General features: G+C 63.4%; 15 protein-coding genes and 1 pseudogene. 6 read left to right on the forward strand and 10 right to left on the reverse strand.

Annotated features, from left to right (window positions below; all coding sequences use genetic code 11):
- Positions 1-56: 56 nt before the first annotated feature.
- The 4 genes from gcvP (at position 57) to BN2476_RS33730 (ending at position 7546) form a co-directional block, all read left to right on the forward strand.
- A complete protein-coding gene (gene gcvP / locus BN2476_RS33715; protein WP_087738529.1) occupies positions 57-2987 on the forward strand; it encodes an aminomethyl-transferring glycine dehydrogenase in 2931 nt (976 codons plus the stop codon).
- Between the two features lie 147 nt (positions 2988-3134).
- On the forward strand, positions 3135-4271 hold the full coding sequence (locus tag BN2476_RS33720; protein ID WP_087738530.1) for an alginate lyase family protein: 1137 nt from the start codon (positions 3135-3137) through the stop codon (positions 4269-4271).
- 97 nt (positions 4272-4368) lie between these two features.
- Positions 4369-5757 (forward strand): L-serine ammonia-lyase, encoded by a 1389-nt coding sequence (locus BN2476_RS33725; protein WP_087738531.1) that lies wholly within the window; start codon positions 4369-4371, stop codon positions 5755-5757.
- 88 nt (positions 5758-5845) lie between these two features.
- On the forward strand, positions 5846-7546 hold the full coding sequence (locus BN2476_RS33730) for a thiamine pyrophosphate-binding protein (RefSeq protein WP_087738532.1): 1701 nt from the start codon (positions 5846-5848) through the stop codon (positions 7544-7546).
- Positions 7547-7698: 152 nt separating this feature from the next.
- On the opposite strand, the gene BN2476_RS33735 is transcribed toward BN2476_RS33730, so the two are convergent.
- Positions 7699-8847, reverse strand: coding sequence for a branched-chain amino acid ABC transporter substrate-binding protein (locus tag BN2476_RS33735; protein WP_087738583.1), 1149 nt, complete (start codon positions 8845-8847; stop codon positions 7699-7701).
- An 88-nt stretch (positions 8848-8935) separates the two neighbouring features.
- Entirely contained in the window at positions 8936-12910 is a 3975-nt protein-coding gene (gene putA, locus BN2476_RS33740; RefSeq protein ID WP_087738584.1) for a trifunctional transcriptional regulator/proline dehydrogenase/L-glutamate gamma-semialdehyde dehydrogenase, read from the reverse strand.
- A 309-nt stretch (positions 12911-13219) separates the two neighbouring features.
- Here putA and BN2476_RS47060 point away from each other — a divergent pair, with 309 nt between their 5' ends.
- Positions 13220-13378, forward strand: a complete 159-nt coding sequence (locus BN2476_RS47060; protein WP_162497900.1) for a hypothetical protein — start codon at positions 13220-13222, stop codon at positions 13376-13378.
- A gap of 69 nt (positions 13379-13447) precedes the next feature.
- On the opposite strand, the gene BN2476_RS33745 is transcribed toward BN2476_RS47060, so the two are convergent.
- The 4 genes and pseudogenes from BN2476_RS33745 to hemE all read right to left on the reverse strand — a co-directional run bounded on the left by BN2476_RS33745 (position 13448) and on the right by hemE (position 17972).
- Positions 13448-13690, reverse strand: a complete 243-nt coding sequence (locus BN2476_RS33745) for a hypothetical protein (RefSeq protein WP_087738533.1) — start codon at positions 13688-13690, stop codon at positions 13448-13450.
- Positions 13687-14069: pseudogene (locus tag BN2476_RS33750) on the reverse strand (putative sulfate exporter family transporter); the annotation flags it as partial. The gene BN2476_RS33745 and the pseudogene BN2476_RS33750, both read right to left, overlap by 4 nt.
- A 96-nt stretch (positions 14070-14165) precedes the next feature.
- Positions 14166-16424, reverse strand: coding sequence for a primosomal protein N' (locus tag BN2476_RS33755; RefSeq protein WP_087738534.1), 2259 nt, complete (start codon positions 16422-16424; stop codon positions 14166-14168).
- Between the two features lie 444 nt (positions 16425-16868).
- A complete protein-coding gene (gene hemE, locus BN2476_RS33760; RefSeq protein WP_087738535.1) occupies positions 16869-17972 on the reverse strand; it encodes a uroporphyrinogen decarboxylase in 1104 nt (367 codons plus the stop codon).
- A gap of 172 nt (positions 17973-18144) precedes the next feature.
- Here hemE and BN2476_RS33765 point away from each other — a divergent pair, with 172 nt between their 5' ends.
- On the forward strand, positions 18145-18936 hold the full coding sequence (locus BN2476_RS33765; protein ID WP_087738536.1) for a transporter substrate-binding domain-containing protein: 792 nt from the start codon (positions 18145-18147) through the stop codon (positions 18934-18936).
- A gap of 797 nt (positions 18937-19733) precedes the next feature.
- Here the strand turns inward: BN2476_RS33765 and BN2476_RS33770 are convergent.
- From BN2476_RS33770 to atpG, 4 genes are all read right to left on the reverse strand, one after another.
- Complete coding sequence (locus BN2476_RS33770) at positions 19734-21464, reverse strand: AMP-binding protein (protein WP_087738537.1); 1731 nt, start codon at positions 21462-21464, stop codon at positions 19734-19736.
- A gap of 203 nt (positions 21465-21667) precedes the next feature.
- Positions 21668-22093, reverse strand: coding sequence for a F0F1 ATP synthase subunit epsilon (locus BN2476_RS33775; protein WP_087738538.1), 426 nt, complete (start codon positions 22091-22093; stop codon positions 21668-21670).
- Between the two features lie 156 nt (positions 22094-22249).
- Positions 22250-23644: a F0F1 ATP synthase subunit beta gene (gene atpD, locus BN2476_RS33780; RefSeq protein ID WP_087738539.1), complete on the reverse strand. Its 1395-nt coding sequence runs from the start codon at positions 23642-23644 to the stop codon at positions 22250-22252.
- A 92-nt stretch (positions 23645-23736) separates the two neighbouring features.
- A complete protein-coding gene (gene atpG / locus BN2476_RS33785; protein ID WP_087738540.1) occupies positions 23737-24624 on the reverse strand; it encodes a F0F1 ATP synthase subunit gamma in 888 nt (295 codons plus the stop codon).
- Positions 24625-24688 lie beyond the last annotated feature (64 nt).

Raw genomic sequence — 24688 nt, forward strand, 5'->3', positions numbered from 1 at the left:
CCCACGACAGGCGCGGCGTTCACGACTGGCGAACGCCGCGCCGGCAGGAACAATCAATGAAGCTCGAACACCCGGATCATCTGATGAACCGCACTCCCCTCTCGCTCGCCGCGCTCGAAGTGCACGATGCCTTCGCTGAACGGCATATCGGCCCGGATGCGGCCGATCAGCAGTCGATGCTCGAAGCCCTCGGCTTTGCATCGCGCGCCGCGTTGATGGACGCGGTGATTCCGAAGACGATCCGCCGCCAGGACGCACTGCCGCTCGGCCCCTTCGCCCAGCCGAAGAGCGAAGCCGAAGCGCTCGCCGCGCTGCGCGAACTCGCGGACAAGAACCAGGTGTTCCGCTCGTACATCGGCCAGGGCTATTACAACGCACACACGCCCGCCGTCATCCTGCGCAACGTGCTCGAAAATCCGGCGTGGTACACGGCCTATACGCCGTATCAGCCGGAAATCTCGCAGGGCCGTCTCGAAGCGCTGCTGAACTTCCAGCAGATGATCATCGACCTGACGGGTCTCACGATCTCGAACGCTTCGCTGCTCGACGAAGCGACGGCCGCCGCCGAAGCGATGACGCTGCTGCAACGCGTCGGCAAGCCGAAGTCGAACATTTTCTATGTGGCAGACGACGTGCTGCCGCAAACCATCGAAGTCTTGAAGACGCGCGCGAAGCCGGTCGGCATCGAAGTGAAGGTCGGCCCGGCCGCCGATGCCGCTAACGCCAATGCGTTCGGCGTGCTGCTGCAATACCCGGGCGTCGACGGCGACGTGCGCGACTACCGCACGCTCGCCGACGCGATCCACGCAGCGGGCGGCCACGTGGTCGCCGCCGCCGATCTGCTCGCGTTGACGATGCTCACGCCGCCGGGCGAGTGGGGCGCGGACGTTGCAGTGGGCAACTCGCAGCGCTTCGGCGTGCCCGTCGGCTTCGGCGGTCCGCATGCTGCGTACCTCGCCGTGCGCGACGAGTTCAAGCGTCAGATGCCGGGCCGTCTGGTCGGCGTCACCGTCGACGCGCAGGGTAACCCCGCGCTGCGTCTCGCGCTGCAAACGCGCGAACAGCACATCCGCCGCGAAAAGGCGACGTCGAACGTGTGTACCGCGCAGGCGCTGCTCGCGATCATGGCGAGCATGTACGCCGTTTATCACGGCCCGCGCGGTCTGAAGACGATCGCGCAGCGCGTGAACCGCATCGCCGCGCTGCTCGCCGAAGGCGCGAAGCAACTCGGCTACACGCTCGTCAACGAAACATTCTTCGACACGCTCACGTTCGAAACGGGCGCGCGCACGCAGGCGCTGCACGACGCGGCGACGGCCAAGCGCATCAATCTGCGCCACGTGAGCGATACGCGTGTCGGCATTTCGATCGACGAAACCACGACGCGCGCCGATCTCGCCGATCTGCTCGCTGCATTCGCGCAAGCCGCGTTCGTCAGCGACGTGCCGCAAATCGATGAACTCGATGCGAAACTCGGCCAATCGAATACGTTCCCCGCGACGCTCGAACGCGAAAGCGCGTATCTCACGCATCACGTGTTCAACCGTCATCATTCGGAAACGGAAATGCTGCGCTATCTGCGCAGCCTCGCGGACAAGGACCTCGCGCTCGACCGCTCGATGATTCCGCTCGGCTCGTGCACGATGAAGCTCAACGCCACGTCGGAAATGCTGCCCGTCACGTGGCCCGAGTTCGGTCAGATCCATCCGTTCGCGCCCGCACAGCAAACGGTCGGCTACCGCGAAATGATCGATCAGCTCGAACAGATGCTGGTCGCGGCCACCGGCTACGCGGCCGTGTCGCTGCAACCGAATGCGGGCTCGCAAGGTGAGTACGCGGGCCTGCTCATCATCCACGCGTATCACGAGTCGCGCGGCGAAGGTCATCGCAACGTCTGTCTGATTCCCGCTTCGGCGCACGGCACGAACCCGGCGTCCGCGCATATGGCGGGCATGCAGGTCGTCGTCGTCGCGTGCGATGCTCAGGGCAACGTCGATATCGAAGACCTGAAGAAGAAGGCCGGGCAACACGCCGACAAACTCGCGGCGATCATGATCACGTATCCGTCGACGCATGGCGTGTTCGAGCAGAACGTCCGCGAAATCTGCGAGATCGTGCATGCGCACGGCGGCCAGGTGTACGTCGATGGCGCGAACATGAACGCGATGGTCGGCCTCACCGCGCCGGGCCAGTTCGGCGGCGACGTCTCGCACCTGAACCTGCACAAGACGTTCTGCATTCCGCACGGCGGCGGCGGACCGGGCGTCGGTCCTGTTGCTGTCGGCGCGCATCTGGCGAAGTTCCTGCCGAACCAGACGTCGACGGGCTACGAGCGCGACGCGAACGGCATCGGCGCTGTCTCCGCTGCGCCGTATGGCTCGGCGTCGATCCTGCCGATCTCGTGGATGTACATCGCGATGATGGGCGCGAAGAACCTGACGGCCGCGACGGAAGCCGCGATCCTCAACGCGAACTACGTCGCGAAGAAGCTCGCGCCGCATTACCCGGTGCTGTACTCGGGCCCCGGCGGACTGGTCGCGCACGAGTGCATTCTCGATCTGCGTCCCATCAAGGAAACGAGCGGCATCAGCGTCGACGACGTCGCGAAGCGTCTGATGGACTACGGCTTCCACGCGCCGACGATGAGCTTCCCGGTGCCGGGTACGCTGATGGTCGAGCCGACCGAATCGGAATCGAAAGAAGAGCTGGACCGCTTCATCGAGGCGATGATTGCGATTCGCAATGAAATCCGCGCTGTCGAGGAAGGCCGCAGCGATCGCGAAGACAATCCGCTGAAGCATGCGCCGCACACGGCAGCTGTCGTCGTCGCGAACGAATGGGCACATGGTTATGCACGCGAGACGGCGGCCTATCCGCTGCCTTCGCTGGTCGCGAAGAAGTACTGGCCGCCCGTCGGCCGCGCCGACAACGCGTATGGCGACCGCAATCTGTTCTGCTCGTGCGTGCCGATGGCGGACTACGAATAAGGCCGCATTCAGCGCATCGATATGTTGAAGTAATGTGAACCGCGCGTCACGTCGAAGCGTGTCGCGCGGTTCTGTCCATTGTTCTGTCGCTTGGCGCGTCAAACCGTTACCATCACACACCGACTCAGCCCAACGAAGGAGTTTCGCATGGTGCGACAGGTGCGAATGATGCATTCCCGGACACATCGTACGCGTGCGCCGCAACAACGTTTTTCCCCCTCGCCGCTTGCGGCGCTGTTGATGATGGTCGCCGCGTTCTGCGCGCAAAGCGCACACGCCGCGATGAACCTCTGCGCCGCGCCTGCGCTGCAAACCAGCGAGCGCACCAACGCCGATCCGGGCGTCAAGGCACTGGTAAGCAATGTTCAGGCGCACCTGACCGAGCCTGCGCACGCGGTGCGTCAATTGCATACGGAAGGCACGCTGCCGCACGAAGACATCTACGATCAGAGCAAGGACGCGGAGAAAGACCTCGATCTGCTGCGCGATGCCGCGCTCGCGTGGCGCGCAACCAGCGACGACCGCTATCTGAAGCTCGTCGACCGCCTGCTGTATGCATGGGCGACGACCTACGAGCCGTCGTTCAATCCCATCGACGAAACGCCGTTCGAGGGGCTGATCCTCGCGTACGACATGACGGCGAGCGCGCTGCCCGTCAAGACACGCAATGCGACGATGGCTTTCCTCACGAAACTCGCCAACGGCTACATCGCGCAAATCGATACACAAAAGCGGCCGTTGACGGGCACATTCCGAAACAACTGGCAGAGTCATCGGGTCAAACTGATAGCGATGGCGGCGTTCACGCTCGACAACCGCAAGATGATCGATGCGGCGCAGCGTCTGTACGTCGAGCACGTCAACGACAACATCGCACCCGACGGCACGACCGTCGATTTCGGCGAACGCGATGCGCTGCACTACGTGACCTACGATCTTCAGCCGCTCGTGACGGCCGCGCTCGCAGCGCGCCGCCACAACCGCAACTGGCTCAACGAGCGCGCGCCGAACGGCGCGACGCTCGCCGCCGCGCTGAACTGGCTCACGCCATACGCAAGCGGCTCGAAGACACATGCGGAATTCGTGCATTCGAGCGTGCCGTTCGATGCAAAGCGCCGCGAAGCGGGCATGCCCGGCTACAGCGGACAGTGGGACCCGAAGAATGCGGCCGAGCTGTATCACCTCGCCGCGCGGCTCGACGGACGCTACACGCCCGTCGCGCTGAAACTGGCACCGACGCCGCCCGCGTGGCTCGCCGTGTGTCTGCCTTTGCCGGCGCGTTGATCACGCGTCGCGCATTGGTCGCCGTATTCGGCACATTCTGCTGCCGCGTTACCCACGCAGTGCAGCACAAACGAAATTCTTGTTAGCAGGAGCAGTCATGGCAGTCAGCGTATTCGATCTCTTCAAAATCGGCATCGGTCCGTCGAGTTCGCACACGGTCGGTCCCATGCGTGCAGCGCTGATGTTCGCACAAGGGCTCGAGCGCGATGGGCTGCTCGACAACACGGCATCGGTGAAAGTGGACTTGTACGGCTCGCTCGGCGCAACGGGCAAAGGCCACGGCACCGATCGCGGCGTGATGCTCGGCCTGCTCGGCGATGCACCCGATACCGTCGATCCCGATACGATCGCCGCGCGTCTCGAACAGGTTCGCACGTCGCGCACGCTCGCGCTGCTCGGCAAGCACGACATTCCGTTCGTGCAGAAGGAGCACATTTCGTTCTACCGGCAGGCGCTGCCGGAGCACCCGAACGGCCTCAAGCTGCGCGCCTTCGATGCGAACGGCGAGACGCTGCGCGAATCGACATATCTCTCGGTGGGCGGCGGCTTCGTGGTGACGGCGGGCTCGCCGAATACGAAAGTGCTGTCGGCTGTCGATCAGTTGCCGCATCCGTTCCACACGGGCGCTGAACTGCTTGAGATGTGCAAGGCGACGGGCAAGAGCATTGCGCAGCTGATGTGGGAAAACGAGTGCGCATGGCACACGGAAGAAGAAACGCGCGTGGGCCTGCTGAAGATCTGGGACGTGATGCAATCGTGTGTCGCGCGCGGCTGCGGCATCAACAATCCGGACGCGAATGGCAATCTGCCCGGTCCGTTCCAGGTGAAGCGCCGCGCGCCGCAACTGTATCGCGCGCTAACGGGCAATCCGGAGCGCGCATTGCAGGACCCGCTTTCGATGGTCGACTGGATCAACCTGTACGCGATCGCCGTGAACGAAGAGAACGCAGCGGGCGGACGCGTGGTCACGGCGCCGACCAACGGCGCGGCAGGCATCATCCCCGCCGTGCTGCACTACTACACGCGCTTCATGCCGAACGCGAATCAGCAGGGCGTGCTCGACTTCCTGATGACGGCGGCCGCTATCGGCATTCTGTACAAGCTGAACGCGTCGATCTCCGGCGCGGAAGTGGGCTGCCAGGGCGAAGTGGGCGTCGCGTGCTCGATGGCGGCGGGCGCGCTCGCGGCCGTGATGGGCGGCACGCCGCTGCAAGTCGAGAATGCCGCCGAAATCGGCATGGAGCACAACCTGGGCCTCACGTGCGATCCCGTCGGCGGCATGGTGCAGATTCCGTGCATCGAGCGCAATGCAATGGCTTCCGTGAAGGCGGTGAACGCGGCGCGCATGGCGTTGCGCGGCGACGGCAACCACTACGTGTCGCTCGATTCCGTCATCAAGACGATGCGCGAGACGGGCGCCGACATGAAGACCAAGTACAAGGAAACGTCGCGCGGCGGGCTTGCGGTGAACATCATCGAATGTTGATCGCATGTTGATGCCGCTTTTACGAATGACATCTGCGAGGGTCTCGGCGTAAGCTGTCGAAGCTCTTCTGACTGGAGGTGTCTTCGCAATGTCGCTGTCTTCCGATGCTTCATCTATGACGACCGGTGCACGGCTCATGGTCGACGCGCTGTTGACGCATGGCGTCGAGCGTGTGTTCTGCGTGCCCGGCGAAAGTTTTCTGGCGGTGCTCGATTCGCTGCACGACGAGACCTCGCGAATTCAGACGGTGGTGTGCCGTCACGAGGCGGCTGCGGCCAACATGGCCGAAGCCGTCGGCAAACTGACGGGCCGTCCCGGCGTGGCGATCGTCACGCGCGGCCCGGGCGCGACGCACGCGTCGATCGGCGTGCACACGGCGTTCCAGGACTCCACGCCGATGATTCTGCTGATCGGCCAATGCGCGCGCGAGCATCTCGATCGCGAGGCGTTTCAGGAGATCGACTATCGGCGCATGTTCGGGCAGATGGCGAAGTGGGTCGCGCAAATCGACGACCCGCGTCGCATTCCCGAGTACATGAGCCACGCGTTTCATACGGCTACGTCCGGCCGGCCTGGTCCCGTCGTGTTGTCGCTGCCCGAAGACATGCTCAGCGAAGCATGCGCCGCGATGCCGGGCGCGCCGGCATATCAGCGCGTGGCCGCGGCGCCGGCGCCGCAGCAGATCGAACGTCTGCGCAGCCTGCTCGAAGGCGCGAAGAAGCCGATGGTGATCGCGGGCGGTAGTGGCTGGACCCCGCAAGCGTGCGAGGACTTGCGCACGTTCGTCGAAAACTGGCAGCTGCCCATCGGCCTCGCGTTCCGCTTTCAGGACACGCTCGACAACGAGCACCCGAACTATGCGGGCGATGTGGGCCTCGGCATCAATCCCGCGCTCGCGAAACGCATTCAAGATGCGGACCTGCTGCTCGCACTCGGCCCGCGCCTTGGCGAAGCGACGACAGGTGGCTATACGCTGCTCGACATTCCGAAGACGAAGCAGACGCTGATCCACGTTCATCAAGGCGCGGAAGAACTGGGACGCGTCTATGCGGCCGATCTCCCGATCGTCTCCGGCATGCCGGAAATCGCATCGATGCTCGCGGCACTCAAGCCATCGGCGAAGCTGGCGTGGGAAGGCACGGCCAAAGAGGCGCACGACGCGTACCTCGAATGGCGCAAGCCGCGCGCGATCCCTGGCGACGTGCAGCTTGGCGAGATCATGCAGCAACTGCGCGAGCATCTGCCGAAGGACGCGATCCTGACCAACGGCGCGGGCAACTACGCGACGTGGCTGCACCGGCATTTCGCGTACCGTCATTTCCGTTCGCAACTGGCGCCGACTAGCGGCGCGATGGGCTACGGCGTTCCCGCTGCGATCGCGGCGAAGTCGATGTATCCGGACAGAACGGTCGTCGCGTTTGCAGGCGACGGCTGTTTCATGATGTCGTCGTCCGAGCTTGCGACGGCGATGCAGTACGAGCTGCCCGTGATCTTCATCGTGGTGAACAACAGCCACTACGGCACGATCCGGATGCATCAGGAGCGGCACTACCCGAACCGCGTCCACGGAACGGGCCTGACGAACCCGGACTTCGCAGCATTCGCGAAGTCGTTCGGCGCGCATGGCGAAACGGTGGAGCGAACGGAAGACTTCATGCCTGCGTTCAGGCGCGCGCAAGAATCGAAGAGGCCGGCCGTCATCGAAATCCGCATGCTGCAGGAAGCGAGCACGCCGGGCGCGACGCTCGAACAGATTCGCGCGCAGGGTAGAAAGTTGCGCGGGGAGTGAGACGGGCGCGCACAAGCGCGCGCACTACGGGCGGCATATGCGGCGTAAAACAAAAGCCTCGCAGAGCGAAAACTCTGCGAGGCTTTTGTCAATCGATCAACCGGCAGCGCTCAACCAACAACAACCGGGCGCCGCGCGCGGCTTAACGGCAATTACTTGCCGCCCACGCTTTGCAGCGTCGTCCACTTGCCGTCGACGACCTTGTACAGCGTGATGCCGCCGTTCTTCAGATCGCCCTTCGTATCGTAGGCCAGATCCTTGGTCGTCACAGCAGGCATATTGGTCTTCGCGAGCACGGGCAGGTACTTGGCCGGATCGGTCGAGTTCGCCTTCTTCATCGCGTCGAACATCGCCATTGCGCCGTCGTACGCGTACGGCGAGTACGTCTGAACGTCTTCACCGAAGCGCTTCTTGTACTTCGCGACATAGTCCTTGCCGCCCGGCATTTCTTCCAGCGGCAAACCCGCCAGCGAAGCTACCGTGCCGTTAGCCGCATCGCCTGCGATTTGCAGGAACGTCGGCGTGTGCACCATCTCGCCGCCCATCAGCGGAGCCTTGATGCCGAGCGTCTTCATCTGCTTGACCATCGGTGCAGCCTGCGAATCGGCGCCGCCGTAGTAGATCAGATCCGGCTGGACCGACTTCAGCTTCGTCAGGATCGACTTGAAGTCGACAGCCTTGTCGTTCGTGAACTCACGATCGACGATCGTTCCGCCCGCAGCCTTCGCTGCCTTCTCGAACTGGTCGGCGAGACCCTGGCCGTAAGCCGTGCGGTCGTCGACGATCGCAATCTTCTTCATGCCCAGGTTCTTCACCGCGAACGTGCCCGCGACGGAGCCTTGCTGCGTGTCCGACGTCATCATGCGGAAGGTCGTCTTGAAGCCTTGCTGCGTGTACTCCGGAGCCGTCGCCATCGCGATCTGCGGAATGCCCGCGTTCGCGTAGATGCGCGATGCCGGGATCGTCGTGCCCGAGTTGAAGTGACCGAGCATGCCCTTGATGCCGTCGTCGACCAGCTTCTGCGCGACCGTCGTGCCCGTGCGCGGGTCAGCCTGGTCATCGGCCACGTCCAGCACGAAGCGAACCGGCTTGCCGCCGATCGTCGGCTTCGTCGCGTTCATGTCTTCGACTGCGAGCGTGATGCCGTTCTGGAAGTCCTTGCCGTAGTGCGCCTGTGCGCCCGTCATCGGGCCGGCGAAACCGATTTTCACGTCTTCGGCCTGCTGAGCGTGCGCAGTCCCCGCCAGCGACATGGTCGCGAACAGCGTCGCGCCTGCCAGCTTTTTCATCGTGTTTTGCATATCTTCTCCTTGGTACCAGGTGTGGACGGCGCGGTGATCGGGGTCGCCGTCTCGCGCCATTTTTTTGAATCGATCAAACGAGGTTCGCTCAGCCGATCGTCATCAAATTCGCATTACCGCCTGCTGCTGCCGTATTCACGCTGACCGAACGTTCCGTCAACAGACGTTCGAGCGCGTAATCCTCATCGCCGCTCTCCAGCGCGCGCGCCGCGACGCCCTGCACCGAGACGATCGGCCCCGCGCGCTTAGCGACATCCTTCACGAGCGTCAACAGCTCATCGCTGTCGCCTTCGAAGAGCACGGCATCGAACGATGCTTCCGCGCTCTTCTTCACGCTCGCGTAATGCTTCAGCGTGGCGGGGAGCGCGGCACACAGCTGCTCGCCCGCCGCGCCTTCGAACAGCGCCTTGTTGCCCGTCGCGAGCGCCGCCGCGAACTGCACGCGCGCGCCGCTTGCCGTCGACGCGACGCACAGCACCGTGCCGCGCGCGCCGAGCGTGTACGTGTTGCGCTCGCCCGTCGGACCGGACAGCACTGCCGTCGCGCCCGCCGGGATGTGCGCGAGGTAGCCGTCGCAACGCGCGGCCAGCACCGGCTCGCGTTCCGTGATCAGCCAGTCGCGCAGCGCCGTCAACGCGGCCGCCGGATTATCGCTTGTCGCGCCGCCGGGTGCACCATTCGATGCGCCATTGGATGCACCATTCGGCGTGCCTTGCGAAGCATCGACCATCAGCGTCTGCGCGAGCGACTTCGGCAAGCCGGCCGGACGCGTCGCGAGCAGACGTTGCAGATAGAGCGCGCCGCCCGCCTTCGGACCCGTGCCCGACAGCCCTTCGCCGCCGAACGGCTGCACGCCCACGACTGCGCCGATCACGTTGCGGTTCACGTAGATATTGCCGACGTGCGCGCGGCTGATCACATGCGCGATCGTTTCGTCGATACGCGTGTGGATGCCGAGCGTCAGCCCATAACCCGTCGCGCGGATCTGCTCGAGCAGCTTGTCGAGCGAGCTACGGCGATAACGCACGACATGCAGCACCGGACCGAACACTTCGCGCTTCAGTTCGTCGATGCTGTCGAGTTCGATCAGTGTCGGCGGCACGAACGTACCGGCTGCGCAGCCGTCCGGCGTCGGTAGCTGCGTGACCTTGCGGCCCTTCTCGCGCATCGCGGCGATGTGCGCATCGATACCGCGCTTCGCATCCGCGTCGATCACGGGACCGACGTCGATCGACAGGCGGTCCGGATTGCCGACAGCCAGTTCCTTCATCGCACCCGTCAGCATTTCGAGCGTGCGATCCGCGACATCATCCTGAAGACAGAGAACGCGCAGCGCCGAACAACGTTGACCGGCCGAATCGAACGACGATTGCAGCACGTCCGCGACGACCTGTTCTGCGAGCGCCGACGAATCGACGATCATCGCGTTCTGGCCGCCCGTTTCGGCGATCAGCGGAATTGGCTTGCCTTCGGGGTCGAGTCGGTTCGACAGCGTCTTGTTGATCAGGCGCGCGACTTCCGTCGAGCCGGTGAACATCACGGCGCGCGTACGTGCATCGGCCACCAAGGCAGCGCCGACGGTTTCGCCATCGCCCGGCAGCAGTTGCACCGCGCCCGCGGGCACACCCGCTTCGCGCAAAATGCGCACGGCTTGCGCGGCGATCAGCGGCGTCTGCTCAGCGGGCTTCGCGAGCACCGTGTTGCCTGCTGCGAGCGCAGCGGCCACCTGGCCCATGAAGATCGCCAGCGGGAAGTTCCACGGGCTGATACACACGACGGGACCGAGCGGACGATGCGTATCGTTCGAGAACTCGTCGCGAATCTGCGCCGAGTAATAACGCAGGAAGTCGATCGCTTCGCGGATTTCAGCGACAGCGTTCGGCAGCGACTTGCCCGCTTCGCGCACGACGAGGCCCATCAACGTATGCATCTGCGCTTCGAGGAGATCGGCGGCACGCGTGAGGCAATCGGCGCGCGCTTCGACGGGCGTCGCCTGCCAGATCGGCGCAGCGGCGACTGCGTGCGCGAGCGCGGCGCTCACATGCTCCGGCGTCGCTTCGACGACCGTGCCGACGAGGTCGCGATGATCCGACGGATTGCGCACGTCGCGCGCATTGCCGACGGCGATCTCGTTGTCTTCGAGCATCGGCGCGGCGCGCCACGGATGATTCGCGCTTGCCAGCAGCGCCGACGACAGCGACGCGAGACGATGCTCGTTCGACAGATCGAGGCCCATCGAATTGCTGCGCTCCGCGCCATACAGGTTGCGCGGCAGCGGAATCTTCGCGTGCGGCGCGCCGAGCGGCATGATCTTCGATGCTTCTTCGATCGGATCTCCAACGAGGTCCTTGATGGGCACGCTTTCGTCAGCGATGCGGTTCACGAACGACGTGTTCGCGCCGTTCTCCAGCAGACGGCGCACGAGATACGCGAGCAGCGTTTCGTGCGTGCCGACGGGCGCATACACGCGACACGGACGGTTCAGCTTGTCGCGGCCCGTGACTTCTTCGTACAGCGGCTCGCCCATGCCGTGCAGACACTGGAACTCGTACTGGCCGGGATAGTAGTTGCCGCCCGCGAGGTGATAGATCGCCGAGAGCGTGTGCGCGTTGTGCGTCGCGAACTGCGGATAGACGGCATCGGGCGCGCCGAGCAGCTTCTTTGCGCACGCGAGGTACGACACGTCCGTGTAGATCTTGCGCGTGTACACGGGATAGCCTTCGAGGCCGTCCACTTGAGCACGCTTGATTTCCGTATCCCAGTACGCGCCCTTCACCAGGCGCACCATGATGCGATGACGGCTGCGGCGCGCCAGGTCGACGATGTAGTCGATCACGAACGGGCAGCGCTTCTGATACGCCTGCACGACGAAGCCGATGCCGTTCCAGCCTTGCAGTTCGGGATCGAAGCACAGCGCTTCGAGCAGATCGAGCGACACTTCCAGACGGTCCGCTTCTTCCGCGTCGATGTTGAGGCCGATGTCGTAGCGGCGCGCGAGAATTGCGAGCGCGCGCACGCGCGGCAGCAACTCGCTCATCGTGCGTTCCTGCTGCGAGCGCGAGTAGCGCGCATGCAGCGCCGACAGCTTGATCGAAATGCCCGGGCCTTCGTAGATGCCACGGCCACCCGCAGCCTTGCCGATCGCGTGAATCGCCTGCTCGTATGACGCGTAGTAGCGCTGCGCATCGGCTTCCGTCGTCGCGGCTTCGCCGAGCATGTCGTACGAGTACCGGAAACCGCGCGCCTCGAACTTGCGGCTGTTCGCGAGCGCTTCGGAGATGTTCTCGCCCGTGACGAACTGCTCGCCCATCAGGCGCATCGCCATGTCGACGCCCTTGCGGATCAGCGGCTCGCCGCCCTTGCCGATCATACGCGTCAACGCCGACGACAGACCCGTTTCGCTATTCGTCGTCACCAGCTTGCCGGTGATCATCAGGCCCCAGGTCGCTGCGTTCACGAACAGCGACGGCGCATGGCCGACGTGCGAGCGCCAGTCGCCCTTGCTGATCTTGTCGCGGATCAGCGCGTCGCGGGTCGCGCGGTCGGGAATGCGCAAGAGCGCTTCGGCGAGGCACATCAGCGCGACTCCTTCCTGGCTCGACAGCGAGAATTCGTGGATCAGCCCCTCGACGCCGCCGCCCGACCGCTTGCCGCGCAGCGCTTCGACGAGACGCGTCGCCATCGCCTGCACATCGCTCGCGATGTTCGCGGGCAGACGCGCCTGGCCGATCAGGAACGGCACGCACTCCGGCTCGGGACGACGGTAGGCCGCCGTGATCGCCGCGCGCAACACCGATTGCGGCTGCACGCTCTGCGCGAATTCGAGGAACGGATGCGACGCGTCGCTCTCGTCGGAATCGACGGCGGCACCGTCGGCCAGCTCGGTTGCGCCGTGATGGCCCGACAGTTCGGCGGGCAGCTGACCGTGCTCGATCTTCTCGAGGTAAGCGAAGATCGCCTGCTTGATCAGCCAGTGCGGAGTGCGTTCGAGACGCGTGGCGGCATCTTTCAGCCGGGTACGCAAAAGGTCGTCGACCTTGACGCCAAGGGTGGTGCTCGCCATGTTTCCTTCTTCACGTGCCGGGCGGAAGCCGGCCAAAGACTAAAAAGTTGGGCGAATCGTACCCCTCTCAATAAAAAGGTGCAACCAGTTAGATAAAACGGTTGCACCCTTCGGCGAGCCTTGCCGCACAAGGGTTCGCCGTCGAAGTGCACCGTTCCGATGCACGCGGTTGCGCTCGGTGTTTTCCCTGGATCGGGTTTGTTTCGACGCACCCTTATCGAAAGCAGAATCGCGCCGTTATACCGGTCATGAAATGCGCAGCGACGCACGGTACGGGGTTCGAAGTCTCGCTAAAACAGGGTGGCCGGAATGGAAAAGTGGATCGTGGTAACGGGGATCTGGATGATGTTCGCGTCGTGCATGGTGCTGTTCATCCGTGGCGCCACTGGCCCGTCGCGTAACGAGTTGCGGCCCGTCGAAGTGAAGGACGGCGAGCGCGATGTGAAGCCGCCGGAGTTTCGGGTCTGACGGCCGGTCGCATTTTCAAGCTGACGCGCGGACGATGCGAGCGCGCCTTTGAGTCCGGCACCTGACAGGTCAGCCTTGCCGTGGCAAGAACCGGCTGCAGTGGTCGCGAGGCGCGACGAGCCGGTCATGCACGACGCACAGCCGGCTGTCGGCGACGCTCGCGCCGAATCCCGAACCGAACACAGCGAGGCCCGGAATGCGTTGCTCAAGTGAATGCCGATCGTCGGCGCGGAACCGGCAGTCCGCGCAACAAGGCCGGCGCGGGTCGGGCTGCGCGCCGATGCTGTCGTCGAGAACGGCCGGTGCGCTCACGAGCCCTGTCCCAAGCTATTCCAATACCGTGCGAACACGTGCGCGGACAGCGCGTAGCCGATGGCGATATTGACGGCCACGCCGACGGTGAACGCGATAAACGGCTTCACGCCCGTCGCCGTCAGCGAACGGATGCGGGTCGTCAGCCCGATGCTGAAGAGCAGAAGATGAACGCCCACGTACGCAGCGCGGTGATCGGCGCGACGAACTCGGGCGTGACCACCTTGCGATAGTCGGCGAGCGAGTAATGCCTCGCGATCCACGTGACGAGCGCCAACGCAATCGCAAAGCCGATTACGAACTTCGGGAAGCGCGCCCAGATCTCGCGCGCATCGGCTTTCCTTGCAACGTCGTTTTCGTCGGATTCCCAGCGCGTCGAGTCGAGCGAAAACGCGAAACGAGCTTTTGCTCCGTCGATATGACTTGAAGGGATTGATACGCAGATGCGCACAAGAAGCCGGCGGCAGGCGGCTCGCTAGATGTCGAGAGGATCGACTTCGATGCTCCAGCGCAGCACGCCTTTGATCGTGCGCAGCGCGGGTTGCCATGCACGCAGCGTCGCCTGCAGCGCCGCGCGCGACGCGCTTTCGACCAGTAGCTGCGCGCGGTGCACGTGCATCACCTTGACGATCGTGAGCGGAACGGCGTCGTAGACGGTCACGCGCGCGGCGGCGGGAACATCGGCGAGCGCCTCCGCGGCCTGTTGCAGGAAGGTGAGCGAGGCGTCGAGCGTGCGGCCTTCGGCACGCAGCATCGCCTGATAGACGAACGGCGGCAGATGCGCGTCGCGGCGCTCGGCAAGCGTCGAATTGGCGAAGCCGATGTAATCGTGGCGAGCCAGCGCGTGATACAGCGCATGACGCGCATAGCGCGTCTGCACGAGCACTTCGCCCGGCAATCCGGCGCGGCCCGCGCGGCCGCTCACCTGCATCAGCTGCGCGAAAAGCCGTTCGCTCGCGCGGAAGTCGTGCGAGAAGAGCGCGGTGTCGGCGTTCAGCACGCCGACCAGCGATACGCGCCGGAAATCGTGCCCCTTCGCGATCATCTGCGTGCCGACGAGAATATCGACCTCGCCGGCATGAACGTCGGAGAAAAGCGCTTGGGCGCTGCCTTTGCGGCGCGTGCTGTCGGCGTCGATGCGCAGGACACGCGCGCCCGGCACGGCGCTCGCCAACGTCTCCTCGACGCGCTGCGTGCCGCGCCCGAGCGGCGCGATATCCACGTTCCCGCACTCCGGGCACGAGCGCGGAATACGCGACTCCCAGCCGCAGTGGTGGCAGCGCAGCGCGCGTTCGGGCTTGTGCAGCACGACGTAGGCGCTGCAGCGCGGACAGCCCGCGACCCAGCCGCACGCGTCGCAGGCGAGCTGCGGCGCGTAGCCGCGCCGGTTCAGGAACACGAGGCTTTGCTCGCCGCGTTCGAGGCGCGTTTTCAGCGCCGCGATCAGCGGCCCGGACAGCCCTTCGACGGATGCGCGTCCGCGCCGCCGTTCGTCCTCGAGATCGATGAGCCGGACGGTCGGCAACGCCGCGTCGGCGACGGCGCGACGCGACAGCGTCAGCCGCCTGTAGCGCCCCTGCTCGACCTGCCACCAGCTTTCCAGCGACGGCGTCGCCGATCCGAGCACGACGGGCACGCCGAGCTGCTTCGCGCGCCAGACGGCGAGATCGCGCGCCGAATAGCGCAAACCTTCCTGCTGCTTGTACGCGGGATCGTGCTCCTCATCGACGACGATGATCGACAGATGTGGCAGCGACGCCAGCACGGCGAGCCGCGTGCCGAGCACGATGCGCGCGCGCCCCGTGTGCGCGGCAAACCAGTTGCGAGCGCGCTCGCCTTCGGCCAGGCCGCTGTGCAAGGTGACGATCGCGGTATCGTCCATCGACGCGAAGCGGGCGCGGAACGCAGCCTCGAACTGCGGCGTGAGGTTGATCTCCGGCACGAGGACGAGCGCCTGAGCCTGCGGATTCGCGGCTAGCAGCGCCGCCAGCGCGCGCAGATACACCTCCGTCTTGCCGCTGCCCGTCACGCCGTGCAGCAGAAATGGCGCGAAGCCTTGCGCATCGCGGATGGCTTCGACAGCGGCCGTTTGCTCGTCGGTGAGCGTCGGCAGCGTTGCGTTCTGCGGGGCGTGACGCTGTGAAGGGAGCGGCGCGGCGGGATCGATCACGTCGAGCGCGACCCAGCCTTCGGCTTGCCACGCTTCGAGCGTTGCGGTGGCCTTTGGATGCAGGGCGCGGGCATCGGCGGCGGGCAGCGACTCGACTTCCGCCAACGCGGCCGCAAGACGGCGCAATGCGCTCGCGCGGGCGGGCAGCGCGTCTGGCAATGCAGCCCGGCCGGCGGGCAGCAAACGGTAGTGCTCTTCGGGTGCGAGCAGCCGCGCCCAGCGCGCCGCGTCGCGCAACGCCTGGGGCAGCGCCGGCAACGCGACTTCGCCGATACCGCGCTGGTAGTAATCGGCGGCGAACTGCGCGAGTTGGAGCCAGTGCGCGGAAAGCGGCGGGCAAGCAGCACACACGCCGGCCACCGATTTCAGACGGTCGGGCGGCACTTCACTGTGAGCGGTCACTTCGGCGATAAGCCCCACCACGTGGCGCTTTCCGAACGGCACGCTGACAAGCATTCCCGGCGCCGGCGATAGCGCGGCGTCGCAGCGGTAGTCGAAGAGCGTCGGCAACGGATGATCGAGCGCGACGCGGACATAGGTGCCCGTCAGATCGTCGATCCGCATAGCCGCCGGTCGTCGAGACGGTTATTCACAGGCTGACAGCCTCCGGGGGCACACTTAAAGTAAAACTTCAATTTCGGCGCTAAGTTTTGAATTTGTTTCGACAATTGCGCCCCGCCCGCTCCGCCTGTGGATAACTTTGTTGAGAACTCGACCCGAATGCGCCGAAGACCACGCCACGCGGGCCTCTCTGTGGGATAGCGCACATTTGTCTTAAGATCCGCAAAGCCTTGTCACTCAAGGGATTGACGAAAGATCCACGGATTTTTCGAGCCCGGTGCGACAATCAATCCCTCTACTGCGGCGCAACGTGACAAATGTGCATAAGTCAAGTCTTGACAACGTCGAGAGCGCCATTGGGCGGCCTATGGAACGCTAATTTCCCCTTCGGCCGAGAGCCCGCTTCGCTGCATTGCAACAATACCGTCACAATGCGATGAGCCCGCCTTATGCCGGCTGGTTGCCGCCCGCTGCCCGGATCGCGCGGCTGTGCCGGTGCACCTCGTCGACCAGTTCGGCGACGTGTTCCGGCGGCGTGAACTGCGAAATACCGTGCCCCAGATTGAAGACGTGGCCGGGGTAGTTTCCGAAACTGTCGAGCACCGCGCGCGCCTCGATGCGAATCGTCGACGGCGGCGCGAACAGCACGGAAGGATCGATGTTGCCCTGTAGCGCGACCTTGCCGCCGACGCGCTCTCGCGCCTTGCCCAGATTGACCGTCCAGTCGAGCCCGACGGCATCGACGCCCGTCGCCGCGATCTCTTCGAGCCACAGGCCGCCGCCTTTGGTGAAGGTGATCACGGGCACGCGGTTGCCATCGTGCTCGCGCTTCAACTGGCTCACAGCCTGCTGAATATAGTGCATCGAGAAGCGCTGATAAACGCCATCGGCGAGCGCGCCGCCCCACGTATCGAAGATCATCACGGCTTGCGCGCCCGCTTCGATCTGCGCGTTCAGATAGGCGGCGACCGCCTTCGCGTTGACGTCGAGAATGCGGTGCATCAGGTCAGGGCGGGCGTAGAGCATCGACTTGACGGTTCTGAAATCGTCCGAGCCGCCGCCTTCGACCATATAGCACGCCAGCGTCCACGGACTGCCCGAAAAGCCGATCAGCGGCACGCGCTGACGGCCTTGCGCGTCGGTGAGCGCGGTGCGGATCTGGCGTACGGCATCGGTGACGTAGCGAAGCGTGCTGTCGATATCCGGCACAGCGAGGCGCGCAACGTCGTCCTCGGTGCGCACGGGCCGCGCGAATTTCGGACCCTCGCCCACCTGGAAATCGAGACCGAGACCCATCGCGTCGGGGATGGTGAGGATATCGGAGAAAAGAATCGCCGCGTCCAGCGGATAGCGGTCGAGCGGCTGCAACGTAACTTCCGTCGCGTAGTCGGGATTCTTTGCGAGTCCGAGGAAACTGCCTGCGCGGCTGCGCGTCGCGTTGTATTCCGGCAGATAGCGCCCCGCCTGGCGCATCAGCCAGATTGGCGTGTAGTCGGTCGGCTCACGCAGCAGCGCGCGCAGGAAAGTGTCGTTGAGGAGGTTGTGGGCCACGTCGCTTGCAACTGAAGGCAAAGCGACATTTTAACCGTTGAGCGTCGGCGGCAACCTGCGTAATCCCCGCAATTGCTGTTTGTCCTATGCCTTCCTGCCGATGGTCACAGATAGTTGCGCGGGCTATTATCCGTTCCGTTGGCCCACAATAAACAACGATAGAGGAGATTCAATGAAGAAAGTCACCCTGCTTCTCGCCGCTGCACTGTGCTGCGCCGGCGCGGCCCATGCGCAAAGTGCCGCATCTGCCCCCGCGGCTTCAACCTCGCGGCTCGACGAAATCGCGGCGCGCGGCACGTTGCGGGCCTGCACGACGGGCGACTACAAGCCGTATTCGTTCTACAAGCAGGACGGGCAGTTCGAAGGTATCGACATCGACATGACCGAATCGCTCGCCAAATCGCTCGGCGTCAAGGCGGAATTCGTGAAGACGTCGTGGTCGAATCTGATGAACGACTTCGTCGCGAAATGCGACGTGGCCGTGGGCGGCGTATCGACCACGCTGGACCGGCAGAAGCGCGCGTTCTTTACGGAGGCGTATCAGGTGGACGGCAAGACGCCTATCGTGCGCTGTGACGACGTCAACAAGTACCAGACGGTCGCGCAGATCGATCAACAGTCCGCGCGCGTGATCTTCAATCCGGGCGGCACGAACGAGCGCTTCGCGCGTCAGTTTTTCAAGCACGCGAATCTCACGGTGTATCCGGATAACGTGACCATCTTCAAGCAGATTCTCGCGGGCAAGGCCGACGTGATGGTGACGGATGCATCCGAGACGCTCCTGCAGCAGAAGCTCAACCCCGGGCTGTGCTCCGTGCATCCGGACAAGCCGTTCCAGTATGGGGAAAAGGCGTGGATGGTGCCTCGCGGCGACGTTGTGTTCCAGCAATACGTCGATCAATGGCTGCACCTCGCGCGTGCAAGTGGCGAGTATCAAGCCATTTCGGACAAGTGGCTGAAATAAGCCGAACCGAGCCGAGATTGTGACGGCTAGGGCAGTCGTACTTACCTGTTGAGGCGAGAGGCTGCCTCTGTCCGTCATGAGCAATGATTGCGTTTCGCCCGGCGAGCGACAAGTCCTTGCGGGACGGTCGGCTAATTGCGCGTTGCAGCAGTATGCAACGGCGCAGGCAAACGTGAGTTTCAAACAAGTGCGTTCCGGATCGGTATGAGCATTCGGGTTTGAAGTTTTGCGTTCACACGGGGCTGGTGTGTCGGCGGGATACTTGGCCACGACGCGGCGCAGCATGCGCTTCGAACGATGAGTCGGAATGGGACGAAATGGACTGAAAAGGTATCGGTAATAATTGCGACTAAATCGCTTTGCTATCGCAATAAATCCCGCTACGCCTTATCTGGCGGGCGTTACAACCTGAAACACTTTGTTACCGCGCGAGCGAACTAATTCGCCCACAATGCCTTTCACGGGTTCAGCACGGATGCGGCCGGGTAGTAGTGTCTTCGGACAACTCGACGGCTGGTCGGCGTAAGCGCCGAAGCTCTCTTACCAGGGGCATCTCTGCTGGAGTCGTGATCGGCGTCGATCGCGCCGGTTGTCCGATTCCTCCAATGGTCTCCTCGCGCTAACCCCGTAGCGTGTGGTTTTTAGCGGGCTCCAGGCCCGCTTTTTTTTTATCTCGCCAAACGTTTGCGCACCATCCGGCTGCGCGCGCGAACCGGCAACTCCCGTTCAAAAGCAAATCGCCGTGTGATTTGCACACACGGCGTTGAGTCGTCGTTCCAGATAACGGCGATGCGCTGTCAGGCCGTCTTGTCTTCCTTGAGGTGAAGTTCGCTGATCATCCGTTCGCGCATCACGAACTTCTGGACCTTGCCCGTGACGGTCATCGGCAGCTCATCGACGAAACGGATGTATTTCGGAATCTTGTAGTGCGCGATCTGGCCACGGCAGAATTCCTGCACTTCCTCGGCAGTGAGATGCTCGCCGGCGCGCAGGACGATCCATGCGCACACTTCTTCGCCATACTTCGCATCCGGCACGCCGAACACCTGAGCGCTCTGAATCTTCGGGTGCCTGAAAAGAAATTCCTCGATCTCTCGCGGATAGATGTTCTCGCCGCCACGAATCAGCATGTCCTTCAGACGGCCGACGATGTTGCAGTATCCCTCGGCGTCGAGCGTTGCGAGGTCGCCGGTGTGCATCCAGCCGTCGACAACGCTTTCGCGCGTTTTCGCTTCATCGCCCCAGTAGCCCTTCATCACCGAATAGCCGCGCGTGCACAGTTCGCCCGTTTCGCCGACAGGGACGATGTTCCCAAGTGCATCGACCACTTTCACTTCGAGGTGCGGCTGAATCCGGCCGACCGTCGTCGTCCGTTTGTCCAGCGGATCGGTCGTCGAACTTTGGAATGACACCGGACTCGTCTCAGTCATCCCATAAGCGATCGTGATCTCGGCTAGGTGCATTTGAGAGACGACGCGTTTCATCGTTTCGATCGGGCATGGCGAGCCGGCCATGATGCCGGTGCGCAGGCGTGACAGATCGAAGGTCGCGAAGTCTGGGTGGTCGAGTTCGGCGATGAACATCGTCGGCACGCCATGAAGCGCCGTGCATTTTTCCTCGGCGACGGCCGCCAGCGTCGCGCCGGGCTCGAACGCCTCGCCCGGGAAGACCATCGCGGCCCCCACCGACACACAGGCCAGCACCGCCAGCACCATGCCGAAGCAGTGATAGAGCGGCACCGGAATGCAGAGCGAGTCCTTCTCGGTCAGCCGCATCGCCATTGCGATATAGCGAGCATTGTTCACGACGTTCCGGTGCGTCAACGTCGCGCCCTTCGGATTCCCGGTCGTTCCACTCGTGAACTGGATGTTGATCGGGTCATTGGCGTCGAGCGTTGCGCCAATTGCGTCGAGTTTCGCGGGATCGTACGCGATTCGGCCACGCTCGATGACATCCGAAAACGTCAGCATGCCCGGCGTCTCCGCATCGCACATGCGGATCACGATGCGCAGGTCCGGAAGGCGCGCAGCGTGGAGGTCTCCGGGAGTGGCGGTTGCCAGTTCGGGCGCCAATTCCTGAAGCATCTGCAGGTACATTGACGACTTGAACTTCTCGGCCGAGATAATCGCTTTGCAGCCGACCTTGTTCAGCGCGTATTCGAGCTCGGCAAGACGATAAGCAGGATTGATGTTGACGAGAACGGCGCCTATCCGCGCCGTTGCGAACTGAGTCATCAGCCATTCGATGCGGTTCGGCGACCAGATGCCGACGCGATCGCCTTTCTCGATACCCAGGTCCAGCAATCCCGCCGCCAAGGTATCGACTTCTTGCAGAAACTCCGTCCAATTCCAGCGAATCTGCTGCTCGCGAAACACCACGGCCGGACGTTCGGGGAAGCGCCGCGCGGTATCGACGAGAAACTGACCGACCGTCGATTCGCTAAGCGGAACGTCCGTCGAACCGCGCACGTATGACAGCCCGTCCTTCGGCTCGATGATTGCGCCCTCTCCTGCAGCTTGCGTTGCCATGGTGGTGTCTCCAGAGATGATTCGCTGTATTGAGATGAGTTTGCGACCGATTGTGCCCCGGTCGTGAACCGACCGGCATCAAGTCTTACCCGCAACTTTTCAGCTGCTAGGGCGTTGCCGATATGATTTTGCTGACCTTTCCGTAAACGTCAAGTACAAGACAAAAAAAGCAGCCACGAGGGCTGCTTTTCAAATGATGCTGCTTAGTGCTGTCCGCGCAGCTTGCGCAGACGCTGGATCGCGGCCAACTGCGCCGTCGCATACGCGAGTTCTGCTTGCGCAGTCGCGTATTCGAGGTTCGAGCCGGTGTTCTGCAGCGCTTCTTCTGCGCGCTTGCGAGCCTGCTCGGCCTTTGCTTCGTCGAGATCCTTGCCGCGGATCGCCGTGTCGGCCAGAACCGTCACCGCGCCCGGTTGGACTTCGAGAATACCGCCAGCGACGAACACGAACTCTTCTTCGCCGTTTTCAGCTTCGATACGCACCGCACCCGGACGAATCCGCGTGATGAGCGGCGTGTGACCCGGCAGAATGCCGAGTTCGCCCGCTTCGCCCGGGAGCGCAACGAACTTCGCCTGGCCCGAGAAGATCTGCTCTTCCGCGCTGACGACGTCTACCTTGATGGTTGCCATTTATGTCGACTCCTGTCGACGAGTGTTAGCGCTTTAGCGCTTACTCTCGTCCCATGCAACGCTGGTTGAGCGTAGGACGAGGCGCCTGGCTTGTGCGCCGGCCGTCTTGCGACAGCCACCGCGCGAGCCGGCGCCCGCTTCGATACACCCAAGCCTTTACTGGATCTTCTTGGCCTTTTCAAAGGCTTCGTCGATCGTGCCGACCATGTAGAACGCCTGCTCCGGCAGGTGATCGCACTCGCCGTCGACGATCATCTTGAAGCCGCGGATCGTTTCCTTCAGCGGCACGTACTTGCCCGGCGAACCCGTGAACACTTCAGCAACGTGGAACGGCTGCGACAGGAAACGCTGGATCTTACGAGCGCGCGCGACCGACAGCTTGTCCTCCGGCGACAGTTCGTCCATGCCCAGAATCGCGATAATGTCGCGCAGTTCCTTGTAGCGCTGCAGCGTTTGCTGAACGCCGCGCGTGATCGTGTAGTGCTCTTCGCCGATCACGTGCGGGTCGATCTGACGCGACGTCGAATCGAGCGGGTCCACTGCCGGGTAGATACCCAGCGAAGCGATGTCACGCGACAATACGACGGTTGCGTCCAAGTGGCCGAAGGTCGTAGCCGGCGACGGGTCCGTCAAGTCGTCAGCAGGGACGTACACGGCCTGAACCGACGTAATCGAGCCCGTCTTGGTCGACGTAATACGTTCTTGCAGCTTGCCCATTTCTTCAGCCAGCGTCGGCTGATAGCCCACTGCCGACGGCATACGGCCCAGCAGTGCCGACACTTCCGTACCGGCCAGCGTGAAACGGTAGATGTTGTCGACGAAGAACAGCACGTCGAGGCCTTCGTCACGGAAGTGCTCGGCCATCGTAAGGCCCGTCAGCGCGACGCGCAGACGGTTGCCCGGCGGCTCGTTCATCTGGCCGTACACCAGCGCGACCTTGTCGAGAACGTTTGAGTCCTTCATTTCGTGGTAGAAGTCGTTCCCTTCACGGGTACGTTCGCCCACGCCCGCGAACACGGAGTAACCGCCGTGCTCCTTCGCGATGTTGTTGATGAGCTCCATCATGTTGACGGTCTTGCCCACGCCAGCACCGCCGAACAGGCCCACCTTACCGCCCTTAGCGAACGGGCAGATCAGGTCGATAACCTTGATGCCCGTTTCGAGCAGTTCCGTCGACGGCGACAGTTCGTCGAACGCCGGCGCTTTCTGGTGGATCGAGCGCGTAGTCTCGCTCGAGATCGGGCCCGCTTCGTCGATCGGACGGCCCAGCACGTCCATGATGCGGCCCAGCGTCGGCTTGCCAACGGGCACGCTGATCGGCTTCGCGGTGTTCTTCACCATGACGCCGCGGCGCAGGCCGTCCGACGAACCCAGACAGATGGTACGGACAACGCCGTCGCCCAGCTGTTGCTGGACTTCGAGCGTCAGTTCCGAACCTTCGAGAATGAGCGCGTCGTAAACCTTCGGCATGTGCTCACGCGGGAATTCCACGTCGATCACTGCGCCGATGCACTGTACGATCTTGCCTTCTACCAAAGCAGTAGTACTCATCGCTTTTCCTTTAGATACTCAATTCTTCACTCGCGCAACGGCGCAGTTTCGGTGGACTCGCCAGATGGCGCTCCCGCGTGTCGACGTCACCGTCAGACTGCCGCGGCGCCACCGACGATTTCCGACAGTTCCTTCGTGATCGCTGCCTGACGGCTCTTGTTGTACGAGAGCTGCAATTCGTTGATGACCGTCTTCGCGTTGTCCGAAGCGGCCTTCATTGCGACCATCCGTGCCGACTGTTCCGACGCCATGTTTTCCGCGACGGCCTGATAGACCAGCGCTTCGACATAACGCACCAGCAGTTCGTCGACGACGGTTTGCGCGTCCGGCTCGTAGATGTAGTCCCACGACGTATTCGGCGTCGGGCTACCCTTCTCGTCCTTACGCTCGAACTGTTCCGCCGACAGCGGCAGCAGTTGCTCGATCACCGGCTCCTGCTTCATCGTGTTGACGAAGCGCGTGTACGCGAGATACACGGCCGAGAGCTTGCCTTCCGAGTACATGTCGAGCTGAACCTTCACAGCGCCGATCAGCTTTTCGAGGTGCGGCGTGTCGCCCAGTTGCACGACGTTCGACACGACCTTTGCGCGCAGGCGGTTCAGAAAACCCAGACCCTTGCCGCCGATTGCCGTCGCTTCGAGCGTCTTGCCCTGACCTTCAAGCTCCTTGAACTTCTGGAGCGAAGCGCGCAGCACGTTCGTGTTCATACCGCCGCACAGCCCCTTGTCAGTCGTGACAAGGATGAAGCCTGCCGATTTCGCGCCATCGTTCGTCACCATGAACGGATGACGATACTCCGGGCTCGCACTGCTCATGTGCGCAGCGATATCGCGGACCTTGTCGGCGTACGGGCGAGCAGAGCGCATGCGCTCCTGAGCGCGGCGCATCTTGGATGCGGCCACCATCTCCATCGCTTTCGTGATCTTGCGCGTGTTTTGCACGCTCTTGATCTTGCCGCGAATTTCCTTCATTCCAGCCATTGCTTGCTCCTTGATCGAAGCAGCGCGGACGCATTTGCATGCACCGCGCGCTGCTTCAAGGTCC

Origin of the sequence: Paraburkholderia piptadeniae (genome assembly GCF_900007165.1) — a bacterium.
Taxonomy (GTDB): Bacteria; Pseudomonadota; Gammaproteobacteria; order Burkholderiales; family Burkholderiaceae; genus Paraburkholderia; species Paraburkholderia piptadeniae.